This is a genomic window from Streptomyces sp. 2114.4 (genome assembly GCF_900187385.1).
Classification (GTDB): domain Bacteria; phylum Actinomycetota; class Actinomycetes; order Streptomycetales; family Streptomycetaceae; genus Streptomyces; species Streptomyces mooreae.
Genome location: NZ_FYEY01000001.1, coordinates 7,016,166 through 7,037,419 on the forward strand (window position 1 = coordinate 7,016,166; position 21,254 = coordinate 7,037,419).

The window sequence follows — 21,254 nt, forward strand, 5'->3', positions numbered from 1 at the left end:
GTCAGGAGACGACGCCATGCAGGCCATGCAGCAGGACTTCCACCAGGCCCCGGACGGCGCCCGTATCGCCACCTACACCTGGCTCCCGCCGTCCGGTCACCCGCGCGCCCTGGTCCAGATCGCCCACGGCGCCGCGGAACACGGCCGGCGCTACGACCGCTTCGCACGCTTCCTGACCGGCCACGGCTATGCCGTCCTCGCCTCCGACCACCGGGGCCACGGCGCCACCGCCGCTTCCACCGGCGGCCGCGGGGTGGTCGGCGAGGACGCCTGGCGGGCGATGGTCAGCGACCTCAAGGGCATCGGCAACCATGCGGCCGCCGCCCATCCCGGCGTCCCCCTGGTGCTGCTCGGCCACAGCATGGGCGCGATGCTGGCCCGCGACTACGCCGAGGAGTACGGCGCCGACCTCGCCGGACTGATCCTCACCGGCGCCTTCCGCACCCTGCCCGGCCTGGACCTCGACGGCGCCGTCGACGAACTGGACCAGGAGATCGCCCGGCACGGCCGCCGCGCGCTCTCCTCCTTCATCCCGCGCACCTTCAGCTCCTTCAACGACGCCTTCCCCCACCGCACTGGCTTCGAATGGCTCTCCCGCGACGCCGCCGAGGTGGACGCCTACGTGGCCGACGAGGACTGCGGCTTCCCGTTCTGCGCCGGTCTCGCCGCCGACTGGGTACGCGCCATCCGCAAGATCAACGACCCGGCACACCTCGCCCGCATCCCGCGCGGACTGCCCGTCCACCTCGCCGTCGGCGACCAGGACCCCTGCCACCAGCGGATGACGTTGATCCACGAACTCCTGGAGGACTTCCGCTATCTGGGCACCCGCGATCTGACCTGGCGGGCCTATCCGGACGCCCGCCACGAGATCCTGAACGAGACCAACCGTGACGAGGTCCAGGACGACCTGCTGGCCTGGCTCGACAAGCACGTCTGAGCGCTGCCCGGGCCCGGGCAGCGGCCGGGAACCGGGGCCGCGGCCCGGACGTCAGACCGCGGCCCCGGTCGCCGGATCAGACCTGCCCCGGCTTGAAGACGTCCTGTTCGATGAGGATTTTGTCGATCCGGGCCTTGTCCACCCGGTTCGTCACCTCCTCGACCTCCTGGCGGTCGCGGATGCACTTGGCCAGGGTGAACGCGGAGGACACCACGAAGACCAGGCCGATGGCGAGGAAGCCGCGCTCCCAGGGCCCCACCGGCAGTTTGATGATCCCGATCACCAGCGCCGCCAGCGACAGCCCGAAGGAGATCGCGGCCTGGACGAAGAAGGCCGTGGTCGTCGGCCGCTGAATCGATGGAGTAGTCATGCGCGTAGCGTGACGGCGCCGTGACGGCGGTGCATGAGTACGAGTACTCATCTCTCCTGTCGGCCGTACCCGCCCCGACGCACCGGTATGGCAGCACCCACCCTCTGACATGCGGTATTGTTCTCGTGCGCGGTCAGCCGGGGATTCCCGGCCGGAACGGGCACCGGGACGTGGCGCAGCTTGGTAGCGCACTTGACTGGGGGTCAAGGGGTCGCAGGTTCAAATCCTGTCGTCCCGACTGGAGTTCTCTCCATTGTCGCAGGTCAGAGCCTTGTTTCACGAGAGTGAAGCAGGGCTCTTGATCGTTTTCCGGGTTCCTCGCGGACTTCCCGCACCGGCAATGATCATGGTCGGCGGGCGGCTCGCCCGGGTGGATGCCCGGGGTAAACGGCCGGCCCGGCGTTCCCCGGTCATCGGTACCGCCTGCGCCCCACCACCGCCGCGAGGGTCAGCGGAACCGTCAGCAGCATGGCGATCAGGAAGAGCTGCCCGTACCTGTGGTCCGCCGCCGTGGTGGCCGTCAGGCTGCTGGCGAGGGCGCTGCCGCCGTAGAGGCTGACCCCGAACATCGCCACGCCGGTGGCCCTGGCCGCCGGGGCGACGGCGATCGCCCACGACTGCAACGTGGTGTGCATGAACGACCAACTGCCACCCAGCAGCAGTGCGGTGACCGCCAGTGCCGGGAGGGACCGGCTCGTCGCCGCGGCGGCGTAGGCCGCGGCAGCGGCAGCCCCGCCGACCAGGAGCAGCACTGCCGGGCTCCACCGTCCCACCAGTCTCTTGACCACCTGCGCGAAACCCATGGCCCCCGCGCCGTACAGCGCGGACACCGCCCCGGCCACGGCGGTCGGCACGCCCCGGGCCTCCAGCGCGGGCGCCAGGTACGTCAAGAAGCCCAGCAGTACGGCGCCTTCGGCCAGGGCGAGCGCCATCACGAACCACATCCACCGCGACCGCAGCACGATACGGAAGGGCGCCAGCAGGGATCCGGCGGGCTCCCGCTGGGGCTCGGCCAGGTGCCGCAGCGCGTGGGCGAGGTAGGCCGCGACCAGGCCCGGCAGCAGGAACACCGTGCGCCAGCCGGCGTAGTGCGCCAGCGCCCCGGCCACCACGGTGCCCAGCGCGGTCCCCAGGGAGAAGGCGGTCATCAGGTCGCTGAGCGGGCGCTGGCGGACCTCGGCGGGTACCACGTCGCCGACGTAGCTCAGTGAAGCCGGGACGCAGGCGGCGAAGCAGGCCCCGGCGAGGGCGCGGGCCACGATCAGGAACGTGAGGTCGGGGGCGAGGGCGGACAGCAGGGAGGAGACGGTGCCCGCCGTCAGCGAGAGCCGCATCACCCGCACCCGGCCCAGGCGGTCACTGGCCAGCCCCCACACCGGCTGCATCAGGCCGTAGCACAGGAAGTAGACACTGGCCGCGAGGACGACGGAGGCCATGCCGGCGCCGAGTTGGGCGGCGATGAGCACCAGCATGGGCGTGATGCAGAAGCGGTCGAAGTTGCTGACGAATCCGGCCGAACGCAACAGCCGGAGTGAACGGGAGGATAGGGAGGCGGAGTTGGGGGGTGCGGTGGTGGGGACGGTGGTCACGGGAAGCCGGCTCCTTTCTGTCCTGTGCCCGGGTGGTACCGGGTCCCCTCAAGATCACCACCCTGGCCGTCCGGATGGCCGCCGTAAGCGGTTACGATCGCTCACACCCTTGCCGTGCGCCGCTGTGTGAACACCGTGGCTCGGCGGAGAGGGGAAGGGGGCGTGATGGGCGGCGGGGTGGAGCGGCCGGCCGGCGAGGGCGGTACGGCGCAAGCCCTGCGCCGGGAGCTGGGCGCGTTCCTGCGCTCGCGCCGGGAACGGCTTTCCCCGACTGAGCTGGACCTGCCGGTGGCGCCGCGACGCCGCACCCCGGGCCTGCGCCGCGGCGAGGTGGCCGACCTGGCCGGCATCAGCAGCTCCTGGTACGCGTGGCTGGAACAAGGGCGGGTGCGCACCTCCGAGCAGGTGTTGCGGTCGGTGGCGCGGGCCCTGCGGCTGGACGAGGCGGAGACCGCGCACGTCCTGTCGTTCACCGAGGACCCGGCACCGGCCGGGGAGCCGCCGGGCTGGGTCTCGCGCAACCTGTTGTCGCTGGTGGAGTCGGTCTCACCCAACCCGGCCGCGGTCATCGACCCGCACTGGGACCTGCTGGCTTGGAACGCCGGTTACGCGGCGCTGCTGACCGACCCCGCGCGGCTGCCGCCCAAGCGGCGCAATCTGCCGTGGCTGGTGTTCCGCTGGGCTCCCGCTCGTGTCCTGATCGTCAACTGGGAGGTCGAGGCGCGCTATCTGCTGGGACAGTTCCGCGCCAACGCGGCCCGCCACCCCGCGGACCGGCGGTACGCCGAGATCGTCGCCGAGATCACCCAGGACGTGGACGCGGCCCGTTGGTACGGCGAGCGGGAGACGGCGATCTACCGTCCCGCCGTGCGGCACTTCCGGCATCCCACGGCGGGCGAACTGCGCCTGCGCTACGTCAAGTTGGCAGCCGTCGACGAGCCCGGTCATCACCTGCTGTGCTACCTGCCCGATGACCGGGACACCGAGGCGGCGGTGCGCAGGCTCACCGGGGGCGGGTGAACGCTCCGTCGGGCCAGGGCGCGTAGCGGCGCCGGAGCGCGGGCGTGCTCGCCGCCGTCGCACCACATGCGGCCTTCCTGTTTGACGAGGCGTTCCACAAAGCCGCCGCTGCATGACCGGGACCCGGGCATTACCTGCCCGGGCCGGCTCACGAGCGGGCGACGGAAGTGGCGCTCTTCTGTGGGCCGGGGGCGGTCGCCGGCACGTTTTCCGGCATCTCGGGTTCGTGCAGCGTGCGCAGCAGCAGCCATCCCAGGGCGGGGAAGGCGATGAGCGGGGTCAGGGCGGTCTGCAGGGAGGTGGCATCCGCGGCGGCGCCGATGAGCGGGCCGGCGAGGCCGCCGATGCTGACGGTCAGGCCCAGGGTGACGCCGGCGGCGGTGCCGGCGTGCCGCGGGAGGTAGTCCTGGCCGAGGGTGACGTGCAGGGAGAAGGGTACGTACAGGCCGGCCGAGGTCAGGGCGGTGAACAGGTACAGGAGCGGGCCGGGGACCAGAACGACGCCGGCGACGGCGGGGACGGTCAGGGCGTAGGACCAGCGGACCACCGCGGTACGGCCGTAGCGGGTGGCGAGCCGGCCTCCGGCGACGGTACCGATGGCGCCGCCGAGGTAGAGCACGAACAGGGCCGCGGTGCCCGCGGATTCCCCTCCTCCGGTGCGCTGGCGTGCGTACAGGGAGAGGAAGGCGCTCAGGCCGACGAAGACGATCGAGCGGCACACGACGGCGCCGGACATCATGAGGAAGGCCGGCCAGTCATCCTTGCCCGCCGGACGGCCTCCGGCACCGGAGGTGGCCCTGGCCGGGGCGGGGAGGCCGACGGTCCGCAGCGCGGCCACGCACAGGGCGGTGCCGGCCAGGGCCGGGACGACCAGGAGCGGAGAGGCGCGCAGGCCGCCGGTGGCGATCACGGCGGAGACCATCAGCGGCGCGGCCGCGAAGCCGATGTTGCCGCCGAGGGAGAACAGGCCCATCGCGGTGTGGCTGCCGCGGCTCGCGATACGGGCGATACGGGCGGACTCGGGGTGGTAGGCCGCCACCCCGACACCGGAGACGGCAATGACGGTCAGGGTCAGTGCGTAGGACCCGCCGATGCCGCTGAGGGCGACGCCGACGCCCGCGGTCAGGGCACTCACGGGCAGCAGCCAGGGCATCGCCCGCCGGTCGGTCAGGGCGCCGAACAACGGCTGGGCCACCGAGGAGAGCAGCGAGGCGGCCAGGACGATGCCGGAGGCCGCGGCGTAGGTGTAGGCCCGCTCGGAGAGGAAGAACGGCACGAGCGCGGCCACCGCGCCCTGGTAGATGTCGACGCAGGCGTGGCTCAGGGACAGGAGCTTGAGGGAGGTGGTGGAGCGCGCTGGGGACTGGTTGGTGGACACCCACCGATCGTCACCGCCGCGCCGGCTGTCCCGCTTCCGATAAAGTGCCAACACATGTCGAATATCCGCCACACACCTGCCGCGCCGGCCCACGCGCTGGCGCTGGCGGCCGGTGAACGCATCGACGCCCACCGCCATGACAACCACCAGATCGTCTACGCGGGCTCCGGCGTCCTCGCCGTCACCACCGACGCCGGCACCTGGTTCGCCCCCGGCACCCGCGCCATCTGGGTCCCCGCCGGTACCGTCCACGCCCACCGTGCCTATGGCCACCTCGACCTGCACACCCTCGGCCTGCCGGTCGGCGACAACCCCCTGCGCCTGGACGCGCCCACCGTCCTGGCGGTCAGCCCCCTGCTGCGCGAGCTGATCCTCGCCTACACCCGAGACCCCGCCGGGAGCGGCCCGGAGCGCCGCCGCCTGCGCGCCGTTCTCCTCGATCAGCTCCGCGCCTCGCCCCAGCAGCCCGTACAACTGCCGTCCCCCGCCGATCCGCGACTGGCCGCCGTCTGTGCCCTCCTGCACGACGACCCCGCCGATTCCCGCACCCTCGCCGAGCTCGGCGCCCACACGCACACCGGGGAGCGCACCCTCAGCCGCCTCTTCCGCTCCGAGCTCGGCATGACCTTCCCTCAGTGGCGCACCCAACTGCGGCTGTACCACGCCCTGAAGATGCTCGCCGACGGCACATCCGTCACCGCCGTCGCCCGCCGCTGCGGCTGGTCCTCCACCAGTGCCTTCATCGATGTCTTCCGCCGTGCCTACGGATACACCCCGGGCGCTCACCACCGCCGGGAGTAGCCGCGCGGCGGTCCGGCCGGCCCAGGTCGGCGGCGAACCTCAAATCCAGCTCAACTCCTGGTTAAGCCGGAGCGGTCCCTACTGTCCGTAAGTGGACTGGTGCGCCCCGTACCCCCCGTGCCAGGATGAGAACGGCGGTGACGGTGCCTTAACTGTTCGTTGGGGCCGATCGATGGGGGGACGGTGGGCATGAGCGTGGGGGACGACGGCCGGTCCGACGAGGCGGGCAGCACGCTCGCGGAGCGGCTGAGCCATCTCTTCGCGAACATGCACCCGCCGGGGGCCCCGTATACCAACGCCTTTGTGGCCGAGGAGATCAGCGCCGGGGACGAGGAGTACGGCGGCGTCAAGGTCACCGAGCAGTATCTGTCGATGCTGCGCAACGGCCGGCGGACGAACCCGAGCCCGGAACTGCTGCGCGCGCTGTCCAAGTTCTTTGCCGTACCGGTCGGTTATCTGCTGGGGGACCTCTCGCAGCCGCAGGCCGCGCGGGTGGAGGAAGAGGTCCGCTTCCTCGCCGCCATGCGCGACCAGCGGGTGCGCGCCATCGCGCTGCGCTCCGTGGGGCTGCCGCCGGAGGTGCAGGACAGCCTGACGACGATCATCTCCCAGTTCCGGCAGCAGATGAACCTGCCGGCCGATCCGCCGGAGCGGGGCGGTGACCGGCACGGTGAGTGAGCCGACGCGGACCGCTGAGCGCGGCCGGATTTTCGCTTCCTGGCAGCGGGCCGGACACGAGGACGGGACGAGCATGCGAGTGGGGCAGATACGCAGGCGGTGCAAGCGGCTCATCAAGGAGCTGGCGCTGCCCGCCACGACCGACCTGCGGGGGATGTGCGAGATCGTCGCCGCACGGGTGGCGCGGCCCGTCCACCTGGTGCCGATGAGCCTGGGCGGGGTGGTCTCGGGGATGACGGCCGTCACCGACGACGGCTACTGGGTCTTCTACGAGCTGAAGACCTCCCCCTGGCACCAGGCCCACATCGTGCTGCACGAACTGGGCCATCTGCTCCTGGGGCACGGCCAGGACCCCGCGGTCACCGAGGACGCGCTGAAGCTGTGGACGCCCTCGGTCGATGTGGCCACCGCCATGCGGCGCATGGGGCTGACCATGGGCTTCGCGCGGCACCACGGCTATGACAACCTCGCCGAGCGGGAGACCGAAGTGCTCGGCACGCTGCTGATGGAACGGGTGGCGCCGTCCGCGGGCGAGCGCGAACTGCCCCTGGAGGGGCAGGCGGCCGAGCTGGCGGCGGCGCTCGGGCCCGCGTTGCAGCACCTCAGACGGCGGGAGGAAGCGCCGTCCGGCGGCACGGGCGGCGACGGTGTCGGTGCGGGGGCGACGGGGGACGGGGGTCCGCGTGTTTGATGTCATCTATCTGTCGTTCGGCGTGGCGGCGTGGGCGATCGTCGGGTACAAGTCCCGGGCCTGGCTCCGCGACCGCAGCAATGCCGACCTGGGGCTGGCCTGCCTGATGACCGGGGGTGTGGCCACGGTCTTCCTCTTCTCCGCGCCGAGCCTCTACCGGGCCTTCGACCGGCTGGCCGGCGTGGCCAACCTCGCCATGGTCTTCCTCTACTCCTCCGTCGTGGTGTTCGCCGCGGGCGCGCTGGTACTGATGCTGCGCTGGACGGCGGGCGAGGGCGCGGCCGCGCGGGCCCGTGCGCGGACCAGAGCGCGCGCCGCCGTCGGGGCCGTGGCCGCGTTGTGGGCAGTGGCGGTCACCGGGTTCGCGGTCGGCAGGCCGGACGCCGTCGAGCACCCCCGCGACTTCAGCACCGCCTACACCGACTCGCCCGGTGTCATGCTGTTCCTGGTGCTGTATCTGGCCATCTTCGGCATGAGCTCGGCGGCCCTGGGGACGCTGTGCCCGCGGCTCGCCGCCCGGCTCGGCACGACGTATCTGGCCCGCGGTCTGCGGTTGCTGGCCGCGGGCTGCTGGCTCGGCCTGGGCTACTGCGGCTGCAAGGTCATCGGCTTCGTCCTGTCCTGGACGGGCCACCCGGCGCTCTGGCTCTCCAACGGGGTGGCCCCGCTCAGCGCCTCGGTCGCGGCGCTCATGGTCCTCGCCGGATTCGCGCTGCCGGCGGCCGGCCCCCGGGTCGCCGCCTGGCGCCGGCTGCGTCGGCTCTCCCCGCTCTGGCGGGCCGTCACCGCCCGCTCCCCGGAGGTCACGATGGAGGCCTCGGCGTGGGCCGTACGCTGGCCGTTCGCGGATCTGGAGTGGCGGGCCAACCGCCAGATGGCCGAGATCCGGGACGTACAGCGCGGTATCCGCCGCCATGTGGAGTCCGACGCCCTCGACATCGCCCGGGAACGCGCCCGCGCCGTCGCCCTGGACGACCGGCAGCTGGCGGCCGTCGCCGAGGCCGCCGCACTCCGCCGTGGTCTGGAGAACCGCGCGGTGGGTCATGTCCCCGTCCACGGGGCCGACAGCGTGGTGGTCTCCAGCGGCACGGAACCGGCCGAACTCACCGCGGAGTACGAGCACTTGGCGCTGGTCGCGGACGTCTACCACTCACCGTTGATCGAGACCGTGCTCACCGAGCTGCGCCAGCGGAGCGCGCTGGCGCGCAGCTGAGGAAGCACCCACAGACGGGGTGGCCCGGTACGGGGGTCCGGGCCGCCCGAACCACCCAGGCGGCACCGGTCCGGCGGATCGGTCCCGCTGCCTCAGAAGCCCTGTGAGATCAGGGACTTGGGAAGGCGGGCACACGGCCTGCCCGAGGGTGCAGGGGCGCTCGGGGAGACACCCCCTAAGGGCCTAAGGTCGGGATCATGCCGAACACCGCCGATACCGGGCCCGACGCCCCCATTGACGTGACGCCGCTTCTCGACGATCCGTACGTCACCTACGCCGCGCTGCGCGAAGCCGGGCCGGTGCACCGGATCACCGGCCCCGACGGGACGCCCGCCTGGCTGGTGACCCGTTACGACGACGTCCGCCGCGCTCTCGCCGACCCCCGGCTCTCCCTGGACAAGCGCCATGCCGCGCCCGGCGGCTACCAAGGGTTCTCGCTCCCGCCCGCGCTGGACGCCAACCTGGGGAACATGGACCCGCCGGACCACACCCGGATCCGCCGCCTGGTGGCCAAGGCCTTCACCCCGCGCCGCATCGAGGCGCTGCGCGCGCCCGTGCGGAAGACCGCCGAAGAACTGCTGGACGCGATGGCGGAGCGCGGCCGGGCGGATCTGATCGCCGACTACGCAGGCCCGCTGCCGATCACCGTCATCTGCGATCTGCTCGGTATTCCGCACCGTGACCGCCGCGACTTCCTGGCCTGGTCGGACGCGCTCATTACCCCGGATCCCAGCCGTCCGGAGCTGATGAAGGAGGCGATCGGGGCGATGCAGGTGTTCTACACCGGCCTGATCGCGGCCAAGCGTGCGGAGCCGGGCGACGATCTGCTCTCGGACCTGATCGCGGTACGCGACGACCCGGCCGCCATCGAGGCGGCGGACGAGGGGAGCGAGCGGCTCAGCGAGGACGAACTGACCTCGCTCGCTTTTCTCATCCTCTTCGGCGGCTACGAGAACACCGTCCACCTCATCGGCAATGCCGTGCTCACCCTGCTCGACCACCCCGACCAGCTCCGCCACTTGCAGCACAATCCGGCCGAAATCCCTGCCGCCGTGGAGGAGTTCCTTCGCTACGACGGGCCGGGGCCGCTGGCGCTCCGCCGCTTCCCCAAGGAGGACCTGGAGATCGGTGGTGTACGGATCGCGGCCGGGGAGAGCGTGCTGCTGTCGATAGCGTCCGCGAACCGCGACCCGGCGCGCTTTGCGGATCCGGACACTTTCGACCGCGGCCGGGACCTCTCGGGGCACCTCGCGCTGGGACACGGCATCCACTACTGCCTCGGCGCCCCACTGGCCCGTATGGAAACGGCCATCGCGCTGGAAGCGCTCCTCGACCGTTTTCCGGGGCTGCGTCTGGACGTCCCGCGTGGCCATTTGCGGCATCGTCGGTCCCTGCGGTCACGTGGCCTGATTTCGCTCCCCGTCACCTTCTGAGCGGCGAACGAACAAGTTTTTGAGGCGTAACCGTTCGCTCATGAGGTAGAAAGGTTCCTGAGACCCGCCCGGTGTGCATCCCCCGTCGCACCGGGCGGGTCCTTCTTTGCAGCCATTGCAGTTGCGACACGCCGGGTGCCCGACACGCCGCGTGGTCCGTCTGGCTCAACTGTGCTGCGGCCCGCGGCCCCGCTTCTTAGCGTGACGGCATGGCAATTGACGCGCGTGTGTCCAAGAAGGCAGCGGCAATGACCCTGATCGCCGCCGCCGCGGTGTCGCTCACGTCCATACCGGCTGCCGCGCACGACTCGACGTCCCGTCAGCCCTCCGCGGCAGGTGCCGGGGTGCAGCCCGTCGCCGCCCCCGGCACCCCGAGGCTGCCCGGCGGTCTGTCCGCCCTGTCCTGGATGGTGGCCGACGCGGACACCGGCAGCGTGCTGGCCGCGAAGAACGCGCACCGCAAGCTCCCTCCGGCCAGCACCCTCAAGACGCTCTTCGCGGTCACCGTCCTGCCGAAGTTCTCGGCCGGTGCCGTACGCCGGGTCAGCTCGGCGGACCTGGCGGGCATCGGGACCGGCAGCAGCGTCGTCGGCGTCAAGGAGGGCCGCAGCTACTCCGTCGCCGACCTGTGGCGCGGCGTCTTCCTGCGCTCCGGCAACGATGCGGTGCACGTGCTGGCCGCGATGAACGGCGGTTGGCGGACCACCGCCCAGGAGATGCAGGAGACCGCCGGCAAACTCGGAGCGCGCGACACCACCGTCAAGTCCCCGGACGGCTATGACGCGCCCGGTCAGGTGTCCTCGGCGTACGACCTGACCGTCTTCGCCCGCGCCGGACTCGCCAATGACGACTTCGCCCGCTACTGCGCCACCACCCGCGCCGCCTTCCCCGGCGCCGGCGGCACCACCATGATCGAGAACACCAACCGGATACTGGTGGGCTCGCACGGACTGTCCCGCTACCCCGGCATCATCGGCGTCAAGAACGGCTACACCAGCAAGGCCGGCAACACCCTGATCGCCGCCGCCCGGCGGAACGGCCGCACCCTGCTGGTCACCGTGCTGAATCCGCAGTCGAACGAGACCAACGCCGTCTACAAGGAAGCCGGTTCGCTGCTGGACTGGGGCTTCGACACCGCCGGAAAGACCCAGCCGGTGGGCACCCTGCACGCCGTCCGCACCGCCTACGACGGCGACGCCCCGCTCCACCCGGTGGCCGCCGAGGTCACCACGGCCACAGCACGCGGCGGCCCGCCCAGGAACTCCACCCTCGTCCTGGGCGCGGGCGGCGCCGGTGTCGCGGCCCTCGGGCTGGGCGCGCTGCTCGGCCGGTGGCGCCAGGCCCGCAGGCGCCGCAGGCAGGGGGAAGGGGCGGCGTAGGCCCAGGGGCCGGTCAGCCGCGGCTCCGCTCGTCCCGGCGGAGCCCGGCGTCAGCCGCCCGCGCCGGGGCGGTCGCCGGTCTCGTCGCCGGTGGGGTGGTCCCCGGCGTCGTGTCCGGTGGCGCGCAGCCGGGGCGCCGTTCGTGCCGCCGGTACGGCCGCCCCGGTGCCGGTCAGACGTCCGGTCAGTTCCCCGGCCCACGCCGTCAGTCCTGCGATGTCGATCCCGTACGGGGCGGCGTCCGCATACGGCGCGATGGCCGCCGCACCCCGGTCGAGCAGAGCCGTGCCGCCCACGGCATTGCCCCGCGCCGCATGGGTGAGGCCCACCGCGAGCTGGGCGAGCCCCCGCCACAGCTCCCGCTCCGCCTCCGGAGCCGCCTTCCAGGCGTCCTCCAGCACCTCATGGGCGTGGAACGGCATCCCGTCGTCGAGCAGCCGCTGTGCCTCGGCCAGTGACTGCGCGGGCGTACGGGACACCCCCTCCGGCTGCCTTGCCACACCCGGGGAGCCGTACGGCAGCGGCCGGCCGAGGCCGTCGCGCGGGCGGGCGTTGCGGGCCCGGCCCTCCTCATCCCGATCCCGCCGGGGGGCCCGCCGGCCGGTGGCGGATGAGCCCGCCCCGCTCGGCGCCGCCCCCGCCGTCGTCCCGTCCGGCCCGGCCCCGCAGTGTTCGCATACCGCGCTGCGGGGCCGCTCCCGGATCCGGCCGCAGGCGTCGCACACCTGGTCCAGCCAGCAGGCCGGGTCGCCGCCCTCGTGCGGCGGCGGCGCGCCGGGCTCGCGGGAGGTGCCGGGTTCGTCGTGGGGTCGCTCCGCGTCGTTCACCCTTCGATTGTGCGCCGTGCGGGGGTCCCGCGGCGCGGGCGGGGCCCGCTGCCGCACCCGGCTCAGTCCGTGTCGACCTCGTAGAAGCAGAAGTGATCCTTGATCTGCGCCACCGCGGCACGCGGTTCCGGGTAGGCCCATGCGATGTCCTCAGGGCCGTCGGGAAGCGACCAGTAGGAGGCGGTGCCCTTGAAAGGACAGACGGTGTGCGTCTCGGACGGGGTCAGCAGATCGGTGCGGACGTCCTCGGGCGGGAGGTAGTAGCGCACGGGGTAGCCGGTCTCCTGGAGGAGGAGCGGGCGGCGGCTGTCGGCCAGCAGCCGGCCGCCGACCGTGACGCGGACGTGGTCGGTGCCCTGCCTGACCTCGATGTGATGGCCCTTGGTGGTGGTCATGGTGGCTTCCCTCGGTGAGTGGTGAAGATCCTCGCTCCTTCCAGGATGGCACCGGAACGACGCGGCGGGCCCGGCCGGCGGAGGCACCCGGAGGAGGCACGGCCGGGGCCCCGGCGGCGCCCCGGCCGTGCCCGCGGTCGCTACCGGGGCGGCCGCACCGCGCGGATCCCGTTGCCCGCCCACGGCGGCGCCGGCGCCAGGAGCCCCGCGAAGTACTCCCGGCTCGCGTCGGGCAGGGGCGCCGCGCCCCCGGCGGCCCGGTCGACGTGCAGGGCGAACAGCTCCTCCGTGGCCACCGCGGAGCCGGACGGCGCACCGGTGAACATCTCGTGGAGGAGGCGCAGTTTTCGGTCGTCCACGCCCAATACGGTGGTGCGGACGGTGAGTTCGCTGCCGCGGGCGACCTCGTGGAGATAGCGGACGTGCGCCTCGACCGTGTACAGGGAGCAGCCGGTGCGGCCCCGGTAGGCCGCGTCGAGGCCGGCCGCGTCCATCAGGGCGTCGGTGGCGAAGCCGAAGACCAGGACGTAGTAGGCCTCGTTGAGGTGGCCGTTGTAGTCGATCCAGTCGTCCCGGACGGTCTGGTGGAAGAGCGGGAGGCCGCCCGCCGTGTCGCCGGTCACCGGCGGGTGCTCCCCAGCCGGCCCGTGGCACGCAGGACGTCGATGACGCCCTGGTCGCGTTCGGCGACCAGGTCCGCGTACGTACGGCCGCCCGCCGCCTCTGCGCACCCGTCGACCATGGCGTCGCGCAGCTCGCGGTCCAGCTCGGGAGCCGCCAGCCGGGTCCACGGCGACTTCAGGGACGGGCCGAAGTGGTCGAGCATATGAGCCATCCCGCCCTCACCGCCGGCCAGCGCGAAGGTCAGACAGGGGCCCATGAACGCCCAGCGCAGCCCCGGGCCCTCGGTGATCGAGGCGTCGATGTCCTCGACCGAGGCCTCGCCGTTCGCGACCATGTGCAGCGCCTCGCGCCAGAGGGCTTCCTGGAGGCGGTTGGCGATGAAGCCGGGCAGCTCGCGGTCCATGGTGATCACGGACTTGCCCGCCAGGTCGTAGAAGCGCGACGCCCAGGCGACGGCCGCCCGGTCGGTCCGCTCGCCGCCGACGACCTCGACCAGCGGGATGAGGTACGGCGGGTTGAAGGGGTGGCCGACGACCAGGCGGCCGGCGTCCTCGGCCGCCGTCTGCATATCGGTCATCGGGTAGCCGGAGGTGGAGGAGGCGATGACCACGCCGGGGCGGGTCGCGGCGGCGAGCTCGGCGAGCAGGGAGCGCTTCAACTCCAGGTTCTCGGGGGCGCTCTCCTGGACGAAGTCGGCGTCGGCGACCGCCTCGGCGAGGGTGGGGGCGAGCGTCAGCCGGTCCGGCGAGGCCCCGTCGGCCAGGCCTATCTGTTCCAGCGCGGGCCAGGCGGCGGCGACCAGGCGGCGGAGCCTTTCCCCGGCGTCGTCGGCCGGGTCCCAGGCGGTGACGTCGTAGCCGCGGGCGAGGAAGTGGGCGGCCCAGCCGCCGCCGATCACTCCGGCGCCGATACAGGCGATACGGCGTACGTCCTCGGGGGCACAGGGGGCAGAGGTGGTTTCGGGCATGGGGGAGCGGCTCCTGGGGAGTGGAGGGACGGGCGGGTGGCGAGGCCTCAGCCGCGCGGCTTCAGGCCCAGGAGGGCACGTGCCCGGTCGGGGCCGGCGACCGAGGCCCCCAGCAACTCGGTGATGCGGACGGCGCGTTCGACTAGCTGGCCGTTGGTGGCCTTGACGCCCTTGCTGAGGTAGAGGTTGTCCTCCAGGCCGACCCGCACATGGCCGCCGAGGAGGATCGACTGGGCGACCCACGGCAGCTGCATGCGGCCGAGCGCGAAGCTCGCCCACTGAGCGCCCTCGGGCAGCAGGTGCACCATCGACTGCAGGACGCCCGGGTCGGCCGGCGCGCCCCACGGGATGCCCATGCACAGCTGGAAGACCGTCGGGTCGTCCAGCAGCCCCTCGGCCAGCAGCTGCTTGGCGAACCACAGCTGACCGGTGTCGAAGATCTCCAACTCGGGCCGCACCCCGAGTTCCTGGATGCGCCGGGCGCCCGTCCGCAGCATGTCGGGGGTGGAGACGTAGAGGTTGGAGCCGTCCCCGAAGTTGAGGGAGCCGCAGTCCAGGGTGCAGATGTCGGGCAGCAGTTCCTCGACGTGCGGCAGCCGCTCCAGGCCGCTCACCAGGTCCGTACCGGGCAGTTGCCGGAGCGGCCGGTCGGGGTCGATCACCAGGTCGCCGCCCATCCCCGCGGTGAGGTTGATGACGACGTCGGTGCCGGTCTCCTTGATCCGCTCGACCACCTCGGCGTACAGCCGCGGGTCGCGCGACGGGGCGCCGGTCTCGGGGTCGCGTACGTGGATGTGCACCACAGCGGCGCCCGCGGCGGCCGCCTCGACGGCCGACGCGGCGATCTGCTCGGGCGTCACGGGGACGTGCGGGGAGCGGTGGACGGTGTCGCCGGCGCCGGTGAGCGCGCAGGTGATGATGACCTCGTTGTTCACGGGTTCCCTTCGGTGGGTGTCGTGCCTCGTGTCGTGTCTCGGGGCCCGGTCCGGTGAGCGCGGGGGAGTGGCGGTTGCGGCGGGGGAGTGGCGCCCTCAGTCGGCGGGGGCGGCGGTGAGTTCGCTGTCGACGAAGGCGAGCAGCGCGGCGTGCATCGTGTCGGGGCCGGTGCTGTCCGGCGCGGTGGCGAGCACCTGGGTGGCCAGGCCGTCGATCAGGGCGGTCAGCCGCAGCGCGGCGAACTCCGGATCGACGGTGCGGAAGACGCCCTGGCCGACGCCGCGGCGCACGACATCGGCGACGGTGGTGCGCCACTGCCGGTAGTAGTGCTCGTGCAGCCGCCCCACGGCCGTGGAGCGGGCGGCCTGGGCCCACAGATCCAGCCAGACCAGCCACTGCCGGCGCTGCTGCTCGGTGCGCGGTGTCTGCAGCGCGATCAGATGCAGCAGCTCGCCGCGGGCGTCGGGGGCCGCGGCCAGGCCCGCGGCGCGGCGTTCGGTGTCCTCGTCCATGCACCAGCGCACGGCCGCTTCCAGGAGTTCGTCGCGGCCGGGGAAGTGGTAGTGCACCGCGGCCGGGCTGGTACCGCAGGCGGCCGCGATATCGGCGACCCGGACGCCGTGGAAGCCGTGCTCGGCGATCAGCCGGACGGTTTCCCGCACGATCTGCAACGGCCGGCCGCCCTCGGGGACGGCCGCCGGCGCGCGGTCCGGCGGTGCCGAGGGCCGCTCGGGGGCGCCGAGCAGCCAGCCCGTGCCGACCTCGCCGATGTCGGCGATACGGACGATCTCGGCCAGGGTGAAACGCCGGGTGCCCCCCAGTGACCTGGACAGTTTCGACGGGTCCAGCACGATCCGGCGGGCGAATTCGCGGTGGCTGCAGCCGAGCCGGCCGATCACCTCACGGACGCGGTCCGTGATCTCTCCGGCGTCGTCGGTGACCCGGGTTCCGGGGGTGTCCTCCATGGTCGGGGACCGTAACAGCGTGTTGAGAACATCGCAACGGATCGGGGAGGCGAAGTTCCATGGATGCCGCTGCTGCTGGGCTTCCAGGGAGGGTGTTGCGGGATTGCTGATGCAGGAGTCAGTGCGAGGGCCGGTGCTGCAGGAGCAAGGCCGGGTGAAACGGTCAGACCCTCCGCAATCCGGGTGAATGTGGCAAAGTAACGACATGGCTGACCGGGGAGCGAAGCGGCCCACCGTGTCGGTGCCGGACGACTGGCCCGCCCACCCGGACCTGACCCTGGCCCTCAACGGCATGGGCGGCTTCGACTGGGACCTCGACAGCGGGCTGATGCACATGGACGCGCCCGCCCTCGAGGTGTTCGACATGCTGCCGGAGGAGTACGACGACCGTCCGGCCACGCTCGGCTGCCGCCTCCCGGCCCATGAGGCGGCCCGCCTGGACGCCTCGGTCGCCCGGGCGCTCAAGGACGGCAGCGACTCCTGCGGCGCCTACTTCCGGGTCCGGCTGCGCGACGGCGAGCTGCGCTGGCTCCACAGCCAGGGCAGCATCCGCCGGGACAGCACCGGCAGGCCCCGCCGCATCATCGGCGTGGTCCGCGACGCCAGCCACGAGTACACCCATGCGGCGGAGCGGCTTGCCGTCGACGAGGAGCGCCGTCGGCACACCAGCGTCGTCGAGCGCACCACCGCCGCCCTGGCACACGCCAGAACGGTCGGCGAAGTGATCGCCGTGCTCGCCGACGAGCAGGGGCTGAGCCGGCTGGGTGCCGAGAACGTGATCCTCGGGCTGGTGGAGGCGGGACGCATCCGGCTGGTCTCCGAGGGCAAGGCGGGCAGCTTTGTGCCCGATCTCGAATACACCCGGGTGGGCGACGAATTCCCGATGAGCGAAGTGGTCCGCACCCTCACTCCGCGCTATGTGGGCAGCCGCGCGGAATTCCGGCGCAACTACCCGCGGCTGTGGCCGGCCATCGAACCGCTCAACGTCCACTCGGCGGCCTACCTGCCGCTGATCGCACAGGGCCGCCCGATCGGTGTGATCGGCCTCTTCTTCGAGCGGGAGAGCGACTTCCACGACCAGGAGCGCAACGTCCTGGTGGCGCTCGGCAGCAGCATCGCGCAGAGCCTGGCCCGCGCCATGCTCTACGACCAGGAGCACGAGCTCGCCGCCGGCCTCCAGCAGGCCATGCTGCCGCGCCGGATCCCCGGCGTCGCCGGTGCGCAGATCGCCGTCCGCTACCGCTCCGCCCGGATGGGCCGGGACATCGGCGGCGACTGGTACGACGTGATTCCGCTGCCCGACGGCCGGGTCGCCGCCGTCATCGGCGACGTCCAGGGCCACGACACCCAGGCCGCCGCGCTCATGGGCCAGCTGCGGATCGTGCTGCGCGCCTACGCCTCCGAAGGGCACGCCCCGGCCACCGTCATGGCCCGCGCCTCCGCCTTCCTCAACGAGCTCGACACCGACCGCTTCGCGACCTGCACCTACGTCGACGCCGATCTGAGCACCGGCGCGGCCCGGATCGTCCGGGCCGGCCATATCGACCCGCTGCTGCGCCACGCCGAAGGGATCTGCCGCAGGCTGCCGGTGGCCGGCGGGCTGCCGCTCGGTATCGCCTCCGCATTCCGGCGGCTCGACTACCCGGTCACCACCGTCCTGCTCGCCCCCGGCGACACCCTGCTGCTGTGCACCGACGGCATCGTCGAACAGCCCGGCACCGACCTAGACGACGGGATGCGCCATCTGGCCCGCGAGGTCCGCCAGGGCCCCCAGGACGTGCAGCAACTCGCCGACCGGCTGTGCGAGTCGGCGGACGAGCGGACCGGCGAGGACGATATGGCGCTGCTTCTGCTGCGCCGCCTCGGTGCCCCCGAACACGACATCGTCGGACGGTTCCGCCAGCACATCGCGCCCGCCGACCCCGAAGGCCTGTCCGCCGCCCGGCACATGATCCGGGCCGCGGTACGGGCCTGGGGCGCGGCGGAACGCGCCGAGGAGATCGAGCTGGTCGCCGACGAGCTGATCACCAACGCCCTGCTGCACACCGACGGCGAGGCCGTGGTCAACATCCGTATGCCGCACAGCGTCGGGCGGCTGCTGCGGCTGGAGGTCGAGGACCACTCCAGCAGTCTGCCGCGGCGCCGTGAGCCGGGGGAGGCCGGTGTCTCCGGCCGCGGGCTGCTGCTCGTCGACCGCCTGGCCGATGTCTGGGGTGTGGAACCGCGCGGCAGCGGAAAGTGCGTATGGTGCGAGTTCAACTGCTCCTGACCGGGAAGGCGTCGCACCGCACCGGGAAGGGCACGAAGGGCACACAGCGTGAACGGGCGCCGAGGCATCGGCACGGTCAGTGAGGACGGCTCTATGGGATCGCGGGCTGCACAACAGCGCCAGGAAGCCCGCCAGTTGGCGGCACGTCTCTCCGCGGAAGGCGTCCGGAACGTGGCGCTGACCTGGGTGGACAACGCGGGTATCGTCCGCGTCAAGACCGTGCCGGCCGAACGGCTCGCGGCCGCGGCGGAGCGCGGAGTCGGGATGTCGCCCGTCTTCGACGTGTTCACCTCCGACGACGCCATCACCGCCTCCGACCACCTCGGCGGACCCGACGGCGACCTGCGGCTCTTCCCCGACCTGGACCGGGTCACCACGCTCGCCGCACAGCCCGGCTGGGCCTGGGCGCCGGCCGACCGCTACGACCAGCTCGGCCGGTCGCACCCCGCCTGCCAGCGGCAGTTCGCCCGGCGGATGACGGAGCGGGCGGCGACCGCCGGCCTGGAGCTGCGGATGGGCTTCGAAACCGAGTGGGTGGTCGCCCGCGCCCCCGCCGGCCACCAGGCCGCCCCCGGCGCGGACGAACCGCTCGACTACCCCTGCGCGGGCCCCGCGTACGGCATGACCCGGGTCGTCGAGCTCTCCGACTACCTCCGCGATGTCACCGAGGCGCTGAGCGTCCAGGGCATCGACGTCCTCCAGCTCCACCCCGAGTACGCCCCCGGCCAGTTCGAGGTCACCACCGCCCCCGGCGATCCGGTCCGCGCCGCCGACGATGTGGTGCTGGTCCGCGAGACCATCCGCGCCGTCTCCGTCCGGCACGGACTGCGCGCCTCCTTCGCCCCGTCGGTCGTCGCCGGAGCGGTCGGCAACGGCTGCCACCTCCACCTCGGCCTGTACCGCGACGGCACCAGCCTGCACCGCAGCACCGACGCCCCGTGGGGCCTGGCGCCGGACGCTGCGGCCTTCCTCGGCGGCGTCCTCGGCGCCCTGCCCGCCCTCCTCGCCATCGGCTGCCCCTCACCCGCCAGCTATCTGCGGCTGCAGCCCTCCCAATGGGCCGGCGTCTACCAGTGCTGGGGCGTGGAGAACCGGGAGGCGGCGCTGCGCCTGATCACCGGCGCCCCCGAGGACCCGAACGGCGGCCACGCCGAGATCAAGACATTCGACGCCGCCGCCAACCCGTACCTCGCGGTCGGCGCGGTCATCGCCGCCGGACTGCACGGCATCGAGTCCGCCGACCGGCTGCCGGAACCGCAGACCGGCGACCCGGGCGCGCTCGGCGTCCGCGAGCGCGCCCGGCGGGGCATCGTCCGGCTGCCCGCCACGCTCACCGAGGCGGCCGACCGGCTGGAGAAGTCGGCCCCGCTGTACGAGGCCATGGGCGAGGTGCTGCACGGCGCGGTGCTCGCCGTCCGGCGCGCGGAGGAGGCCCACTTCGCCGGGAGCGAGGACGACGAGATCGCCGCCGCCACTCGCTGGCGCTGGTGAGGCCCGCCGACCCCGCGGGCAGCGTCCCGGACCCCGGCGACGGCCTGCCGCCGCTGGTGGACCACCACTGCCACGGAGTGCTCCGGCACGCCCCGGACCCCAAGGCGTTCGCCGCTTATCTCACCGAGTCGGACCGGCCGCCCGCCGCGGGCACCAGCTTCTTCGACACCCAGGCCGGCTTCGCGGTACGCCGCTGGTGCCCGCCGCTGCTCGGCCTGCCGGCGCACTGCCCGTCCGACCGCTACCTGGCCCGCCGCGCCGAACTGGGCCCGGACGAGACCCGCCGCCGTCTGCTGCGGGCCACCGGCATCGGCACCTACCTCCTCGACACCGGGCTGCCCGGCGACCTGACGGGTCCGGCCGAGACCGCCGGGGACGGTGGCGGCGCCGGCTTCGAGGTCGTACGGCTGGAGACGCTGGCCGAGCGGACCGCGGCCGGCGCCCGCGACGCCGAGGAGTTCACCGACACGCTCGCCCGCGCGGTCCGGGACGCCGCCCGCACCGCCGTCGCCTTCAAAACCGTCGCCGCCTACCGTCACGGTCTCGCCCTGGACCCCGCGCCACCCGCCCCGGGCGCGGTGCACACCGCCGCCCGCTCCTGGCTGGCCGCGGGCGCGCCCCGGCTCACCGACCCGGTCCTGCTGCGCCATCTCGTCCAGCTGGCCGTCGCCACCGGCCGCCCCCTCCAGCTCCACACCGGCTTCGGCGACCCCGACCTCCGGCTCGACCACGCCGACCCGGCACTGCTGACCGACCTGGCGCGGGCCACCGCCGACACCGGCACGGACCTCGTGCTGCTGCACTGCTACCCGTACCACCGCCAAGCCGCCTACCTGGCAGCCGTGTTCCCGCACGTCTACGCCGACATCGGGCTGACGCTCACTCATACCGGCCCGCGCGCCGCGGCCGTGCTCGCCGAATTCCTGGAGCTCACGCCCTTCGGCAAACTGCTCTTCTCCACCGACGCCTACGGCCTGCCGGAGCTGTACGTCGTCGGCAGCGCACTGTTCCGGACCGCGCTGGCGACCGTCCTCGGCGACTGGACGGCTTCCGGGGCGTGGTCCGAGGAGGACGCCCGCCGGGTCGGCGCGATGATCGCCGCGGACAACGCCCGCAGGGTGTACGGGCTTCCGGAGGGCTGACAGGGCTGACAGGGCTGACAGGGGGCGGACACGAGCCTATGACGGCCGTACGCACCGATCACGCCGAACACGGAGCGTCCCGAACACCGGGCGGGTAAGGGGCGATCCGCCCGAGCGCCGCTTCCGCCCTGCCGCCCACCACGCCC

Annotated in this window: 20 protein-coding genes and 1 tRNA gene; 12 read left to right on the top strand and 9 right to left on the bottom strand. The window is 72.9% G+C overall.

Annotated features, from left to right (window positions below; translation table 11 throughout):
* Positions 1-16 precede the first annotated feature (16 nt).
* Positions 17-940, top strand: a complete 924-nt coding sequence (locus CFW40_RS30975) for an alpha/beta fold hydrolase (protein WP_088801083.1) — start codon at positions 17-19, stop codon at positions 938-940.
* Between the two features lie 76 nt (positions 941-1,016).
* Here CFW40_RS30975 and CFW40_RS30980 read toward each other — a convergent pair whose 3' ends face one another.
* The gene (locus CFW40_RS30980; RefSeq protein ID WP_030078864.1) at positions 1,017-1,310 is read right to left on the bottom strand and encodes a YiaA/YiaB family inner membrane protein; all 294 of its coding nucleotides are present in this window, start codon (positions 1,308-1,310) and stop codon (positions 1,017-1,019) included.
* A 164-nt stretch (positions 1,311-1,474) separates the two neighbouring features.
* On the opposite strand from CFW40_RS30980, the gene CFW40_RS30985 reads away from it, so the two are divergent.
* A tRNA-Pro gene (locus CFW40_RS30985) sits at positions 1,475-1,548 on the top strand.
* Positions 1,549-1,720: 172 nt separating this feature from the next.
* Here CFW40_RS30985 and CFW40_RS30990 read toward each other — a convergent pair.
* Complete coding sequence (locus CFW40_RS30990) at positions 1,721-2,899, bottom strand: MFS transporter (protein ID WP_256331193.1); 1,179 nt, start codon at positions 2,897-2,899, stop codon at positions 1,721-1,723.
* 165 nt (positions 2,900-3,064) lie between these two features.
* Here CFW40_RS30990 and CFW40_RS30995 point away from each other — a divergent pair, with 165 nt between their 5' ends.
* Positions 3,065-3,919, top strand: coding sequence for a helix-turn-helix transcriptional regulator (locus tag CFW40_RS30995; protein WP_088801084.1), 855 nt, complete (start codon positions 3,065-3,067; stop codon positions 3,917-3,919).
* A gap of 148 nt (positions 3,920-4,067) precedes the next feature.
* Here CFW40_RS30995 and CFW40_RS31000 read toward each other — a convergent pair whose 3' ends face one another.
* Positions 4,068-5,297, bottom strand: a complete 1,230-nt coding sequence (locus CFW40_RS31000; RefSeq protein ID WP_256331192.1) for an MFS transporter — start codon at positions 5,295-5,297, stop codon at positions 4,068-4,070.
* 54 nt (positions 5,298-5,351) lie between these two features.
* Here CFW40_RS31000 and CFW40_RS31005 point away from each other — a divergent pair, with 54 nt between their 5' ends.
* From CFW40_RS31005 to CFW40_RS31030, 6 genes are all read left to right on the top strand, one after another.
* Positions 5,352-6,098: a helix-turn-helix transcriptional regulator gene (locus CFW40_RS31005; protein ID WP_088802479.1), complete on the top strand. Its 747-nt coding sequence runs from the start codon at positions 5,352-5,354 to the stop codon at positions 6,096-6,098.
* Positions 6,099-6,287: 189 nt separating this feature from the next.
* On the top strand, positions 6,288-6,776 hold the full coding sequence (locus tag CFW40_RS31010) for a helix-turn-helix domain-containing protein (RefSeq protein WP_088801085.1): 489 nt from the start codon (positions 6,288-6,290) through the stop codon (positions 6,774-6,776).
* A 79-nt stretch (positions 6,777-6,855) separates the two neighbouring features.
* A complete protein-coding gene (locus tag CFW40_RS31015) occupies positions 6,856-7,467 on the top strand; it encodes a hypothetical protein (RefSeq protein ID WP_256331713.1) in 612 nt (203 codons plus the stop codon).
* Positions 7,460-8,680, top strand: coding sequence for an MAB_1171c family putative transporter (locus CFW40_RS31020; protein WP_088802480.1), 1,221 nt, complete (start codon positions 7,460-7,462; stop codon positions 8,678-8,680). Before CFW40_RS31015 ends, CFW40_RS31020 begins: the two co-directional genes overlap by 8 nt.
* A 197-nt stretch (positions 8,681-8,877) precedes the next feature.
* Positions 8,878-10,113: a cytochrome P450 gene (locus CFW40_RS31025; protein WP_088801087.1), complete on the top strand. Its 1,236-nt coding sequence runs from the start codon at positions 8,878-8,880 to the stop codon at positions 10,111-10,113.
* Between the two features lie 209 nt (positions 10,114-10,322).
* Positions 10,323-11,492 (top strand): D-alanyl-D-alanine carboxypeptidase family protein, encoded by a 1,170-nt coding sequence (locus CFW40_RS31030; protein WP_256331191.1) that lies wholly within the window; start codon positions 10,323-10,325, stop codon positions 11,490-11,492.
* A 50-nt stretch (positions 11,493-11,542) separates the two neighbouring features.
* On the opposite strand, the gene CFW40_RS31035 is transcribed toward CFW40_RS31030, so the two are convergent.
* From CFW40_RS31035 to CFW40_RS31060, 6 genes are all read right to left on the bottom strand, one after another.
* The gene (locus tag CFW40_RS31035; RefSeq protein WP_088802481.1) at positions 11,543-12,196 is read right to left on the bottom strand and encodes a DUF309 domain-containing protein; all 654 of its coding nucleotides are present in this window, start codon (positions 12,194-12,196) and stop codon (positions 11,543-11,545) included.
* A 185-nt stretch (positions 12,197-12,381) separates the two neighbouring features.
* Positions 12,382-12,714, bottom strand: coding sequence for a DUF427 domain-containing protein (locus tag CFW40_RS31040; RefSeq protein ID WP_088801089.1), 333 nt, complete (start codon positions 12,712-12,714; stop codon positions 12,382-12,384).
* A gap of 140 nt (positions 12,715-12,854) precedes the next feature.
* A complete protein-coding gene (locus tag CFW40_RS31045; RefSeq protein ID WP_088801090.1) occupies positions 12,855-13,337 on the bottom strand; it encodes a thioesterase family protein in 483 nt (160 codons plus the stop codon).
* Complete coding sequence (locus CFW40_RS31050; RefSeq protein ID WP_088801091.1) at positions 13,334-14,305, bottom strand: 3-hydroxyacyl-CoA dehydrogenase NAD-binding domain-containing protein; 972 nt, start codon at positions 14,303-14,305, stop codon at positions 13,334-13,336. Before CFW40_RS31050 ends, CFW40_RS31045 begins: the two co-directional genes overlap by 4 nt.
* A gap of 47 nt (positions 14,306-14,352) precedes the next feature.
* Positions 14,353-15,240 carry a 3-keto-5-aminohexanoate cleavage protein gene (locus CFW40_RS31055; RefSeq protein ID WP_088801092.1) on the bottom strand — a complete coding sequence of 296 codons (888 nt, stop codon included), beginning with the start codon at positions 15,238-15,240 and terminating at the stop codon, positions 14,353-14,355.
* Between the two features lie 96 nt (positions 15,241-15,336).
* Entirely contained in the window at positions 15,337-16,206 is an 870-nt protein-coding gene (locus tag CFW40_RS31060; protein WP_088801093.1) for a TetR/AcrR family transcriptional regulator, read from the bottom strand.
* Between the two features lie 205 nt (positions 16,207-16,411).
* Here CFW40_RS31060 and CFW40_RS31065 point away from each other — a divergent pair, with 205 nt between their 5' ends.
* The 3 genes from CFW40_RS31065 (at position 16,412) to CFW40_RS31075 (ending at position 21,108) form a co-directional block, all read left to right on the top strand.
* The gene (locus CFW40_RS31065; RefSeq protein WP_088801094.1) at positions 16,412-18,475 is read left to right on the top strand and encodes a SpoIIE family protein phosphatase; all 2,064 of its coding nucleotides are present in this window, start codon (positions 16,412-16,414) and stop codon (positions 18,473-18,475) included.
* Positions 18,476-18,568: 93 nt separating this feature from the next.
* Positions 18,569-19,966 carry a glutamine synthetase family protein gene (locus tag CFW40_RS31070; protein ID WP_088801095.1) on the top strand — a complete coding sequence of 466 codons (1,398 nt, stop codon included), beginning with the start codon at positions 18,569-18,571 and terminating at the stop codon, positions 19,964-19,966.
* Complete coding sequence (locus CFW40_RS31075; RefSeq protein WP_088802482.1) at positions 19,960-21,108, top strand: amidohydrolase family protein; 1,149 nt, start codon at positions 19,960-19,962, stop codon at positions 21,106-21,108. The genes CFW40_RS31070 and CFW40_RS31075 overlap by 7 nt, the downstream gene beginning before the upstream one ends.
* Positions 21,109-21,254 lie beyond the last annotated feature (146 nt).

What these genes read in the sequence shown, in the direction of transcription:
- CFW40_RS30975 (WP_088801083.1), top strand. Translation starts at nt 17, where the DNA reads ATGCAGGCCATGCAGCAGGACTTCCACCAGGCCCCGGACGGCGCCCGT.
- CFW40_RS30980 (WP_030078864.1), bottom strand. Translation starts at nt 1,310, where the DNA reads ATGACTACTCCATCGATTCAGCGGCCGACGACCACGGCCTTCTTCGTC.
- CFW40_RS30995 (WP_088801084.1), top strand. Translation starts at nt 3,065, where the DNA reads ATGGGCGGCGGGGTGGAGCGGCCGGCCGGCGAGGGCGGTACGGCGCAA.
- CFW40_RS31005 (WP_088802479.1), top strand. Translation starts at nt 5,352, where the DNA reads ATGTCGAATATCCGCCACACACCTGCCGCGCCGGCCCACGCGCTGGCG.
- CFW40_RS31010 (WP_088801085.1), top strand. Translation starts at nt 6,288, where the DNA reads ATGAGCGTGGGGGACGACGGCCGGTCCGACGAGGCGGGCAGCACGCTC.
- CFW40_RS31025 (WP_088801087.1), top strand. Translation starts at nt 8,878, where the DNA reads ATGCCGAACACCGCCGATACCGGGCCCGACGCCCCCATTGACGTGACG.
- CFW40_RS31030 (WP_256331191.1), top strand. Translation starts at nt 10,323, where the DNA reads ATGGCAATTGACGCGCGTGTGTCCAAGAAGGCAGCGGCAATGACCCTG.
- CFW40_RS31040 (WP_088801089.1), bottom strand. Translation starts at nt 12,714, where the DNA reads ATGACCACCACCAAGGGCCATCACATCGAGGTCAGGCAGGGCACCGAC.
- CFW40_RS31050 (WP_088801091.1), bottom strand. Translation starts at nt 14,305, where the DNA reads ATGCCCGAAACCACCTCTGCCCCCTGTGCCCCCGAGGACGTACGCCGT.
- CFW40_RS31060 (WP_088801093.1), bottom strand. Translation starts at nt 16,206, where the DNA reads ATGGAGGACACCCCCGGAACCCGGGTCACCGACGACGCCGGAGAGATC.
- CFW40_RS31065 (WP_088801094.1), top strand. Translation starts at nt 16,412, where the DNA reads ATGGCTGACCGGGGAGCGAAGCGGCCCACCGTGTCGGTGCCGGACGAC.
- CFW40_RS31070 (WP_088801095.1), top strand. Translation starts at nt 18,569, where the DNA reads ATGGGATCGCGGGCTGCACAACAGCGCCAGGAAGCCCGCCAGTTGGCG.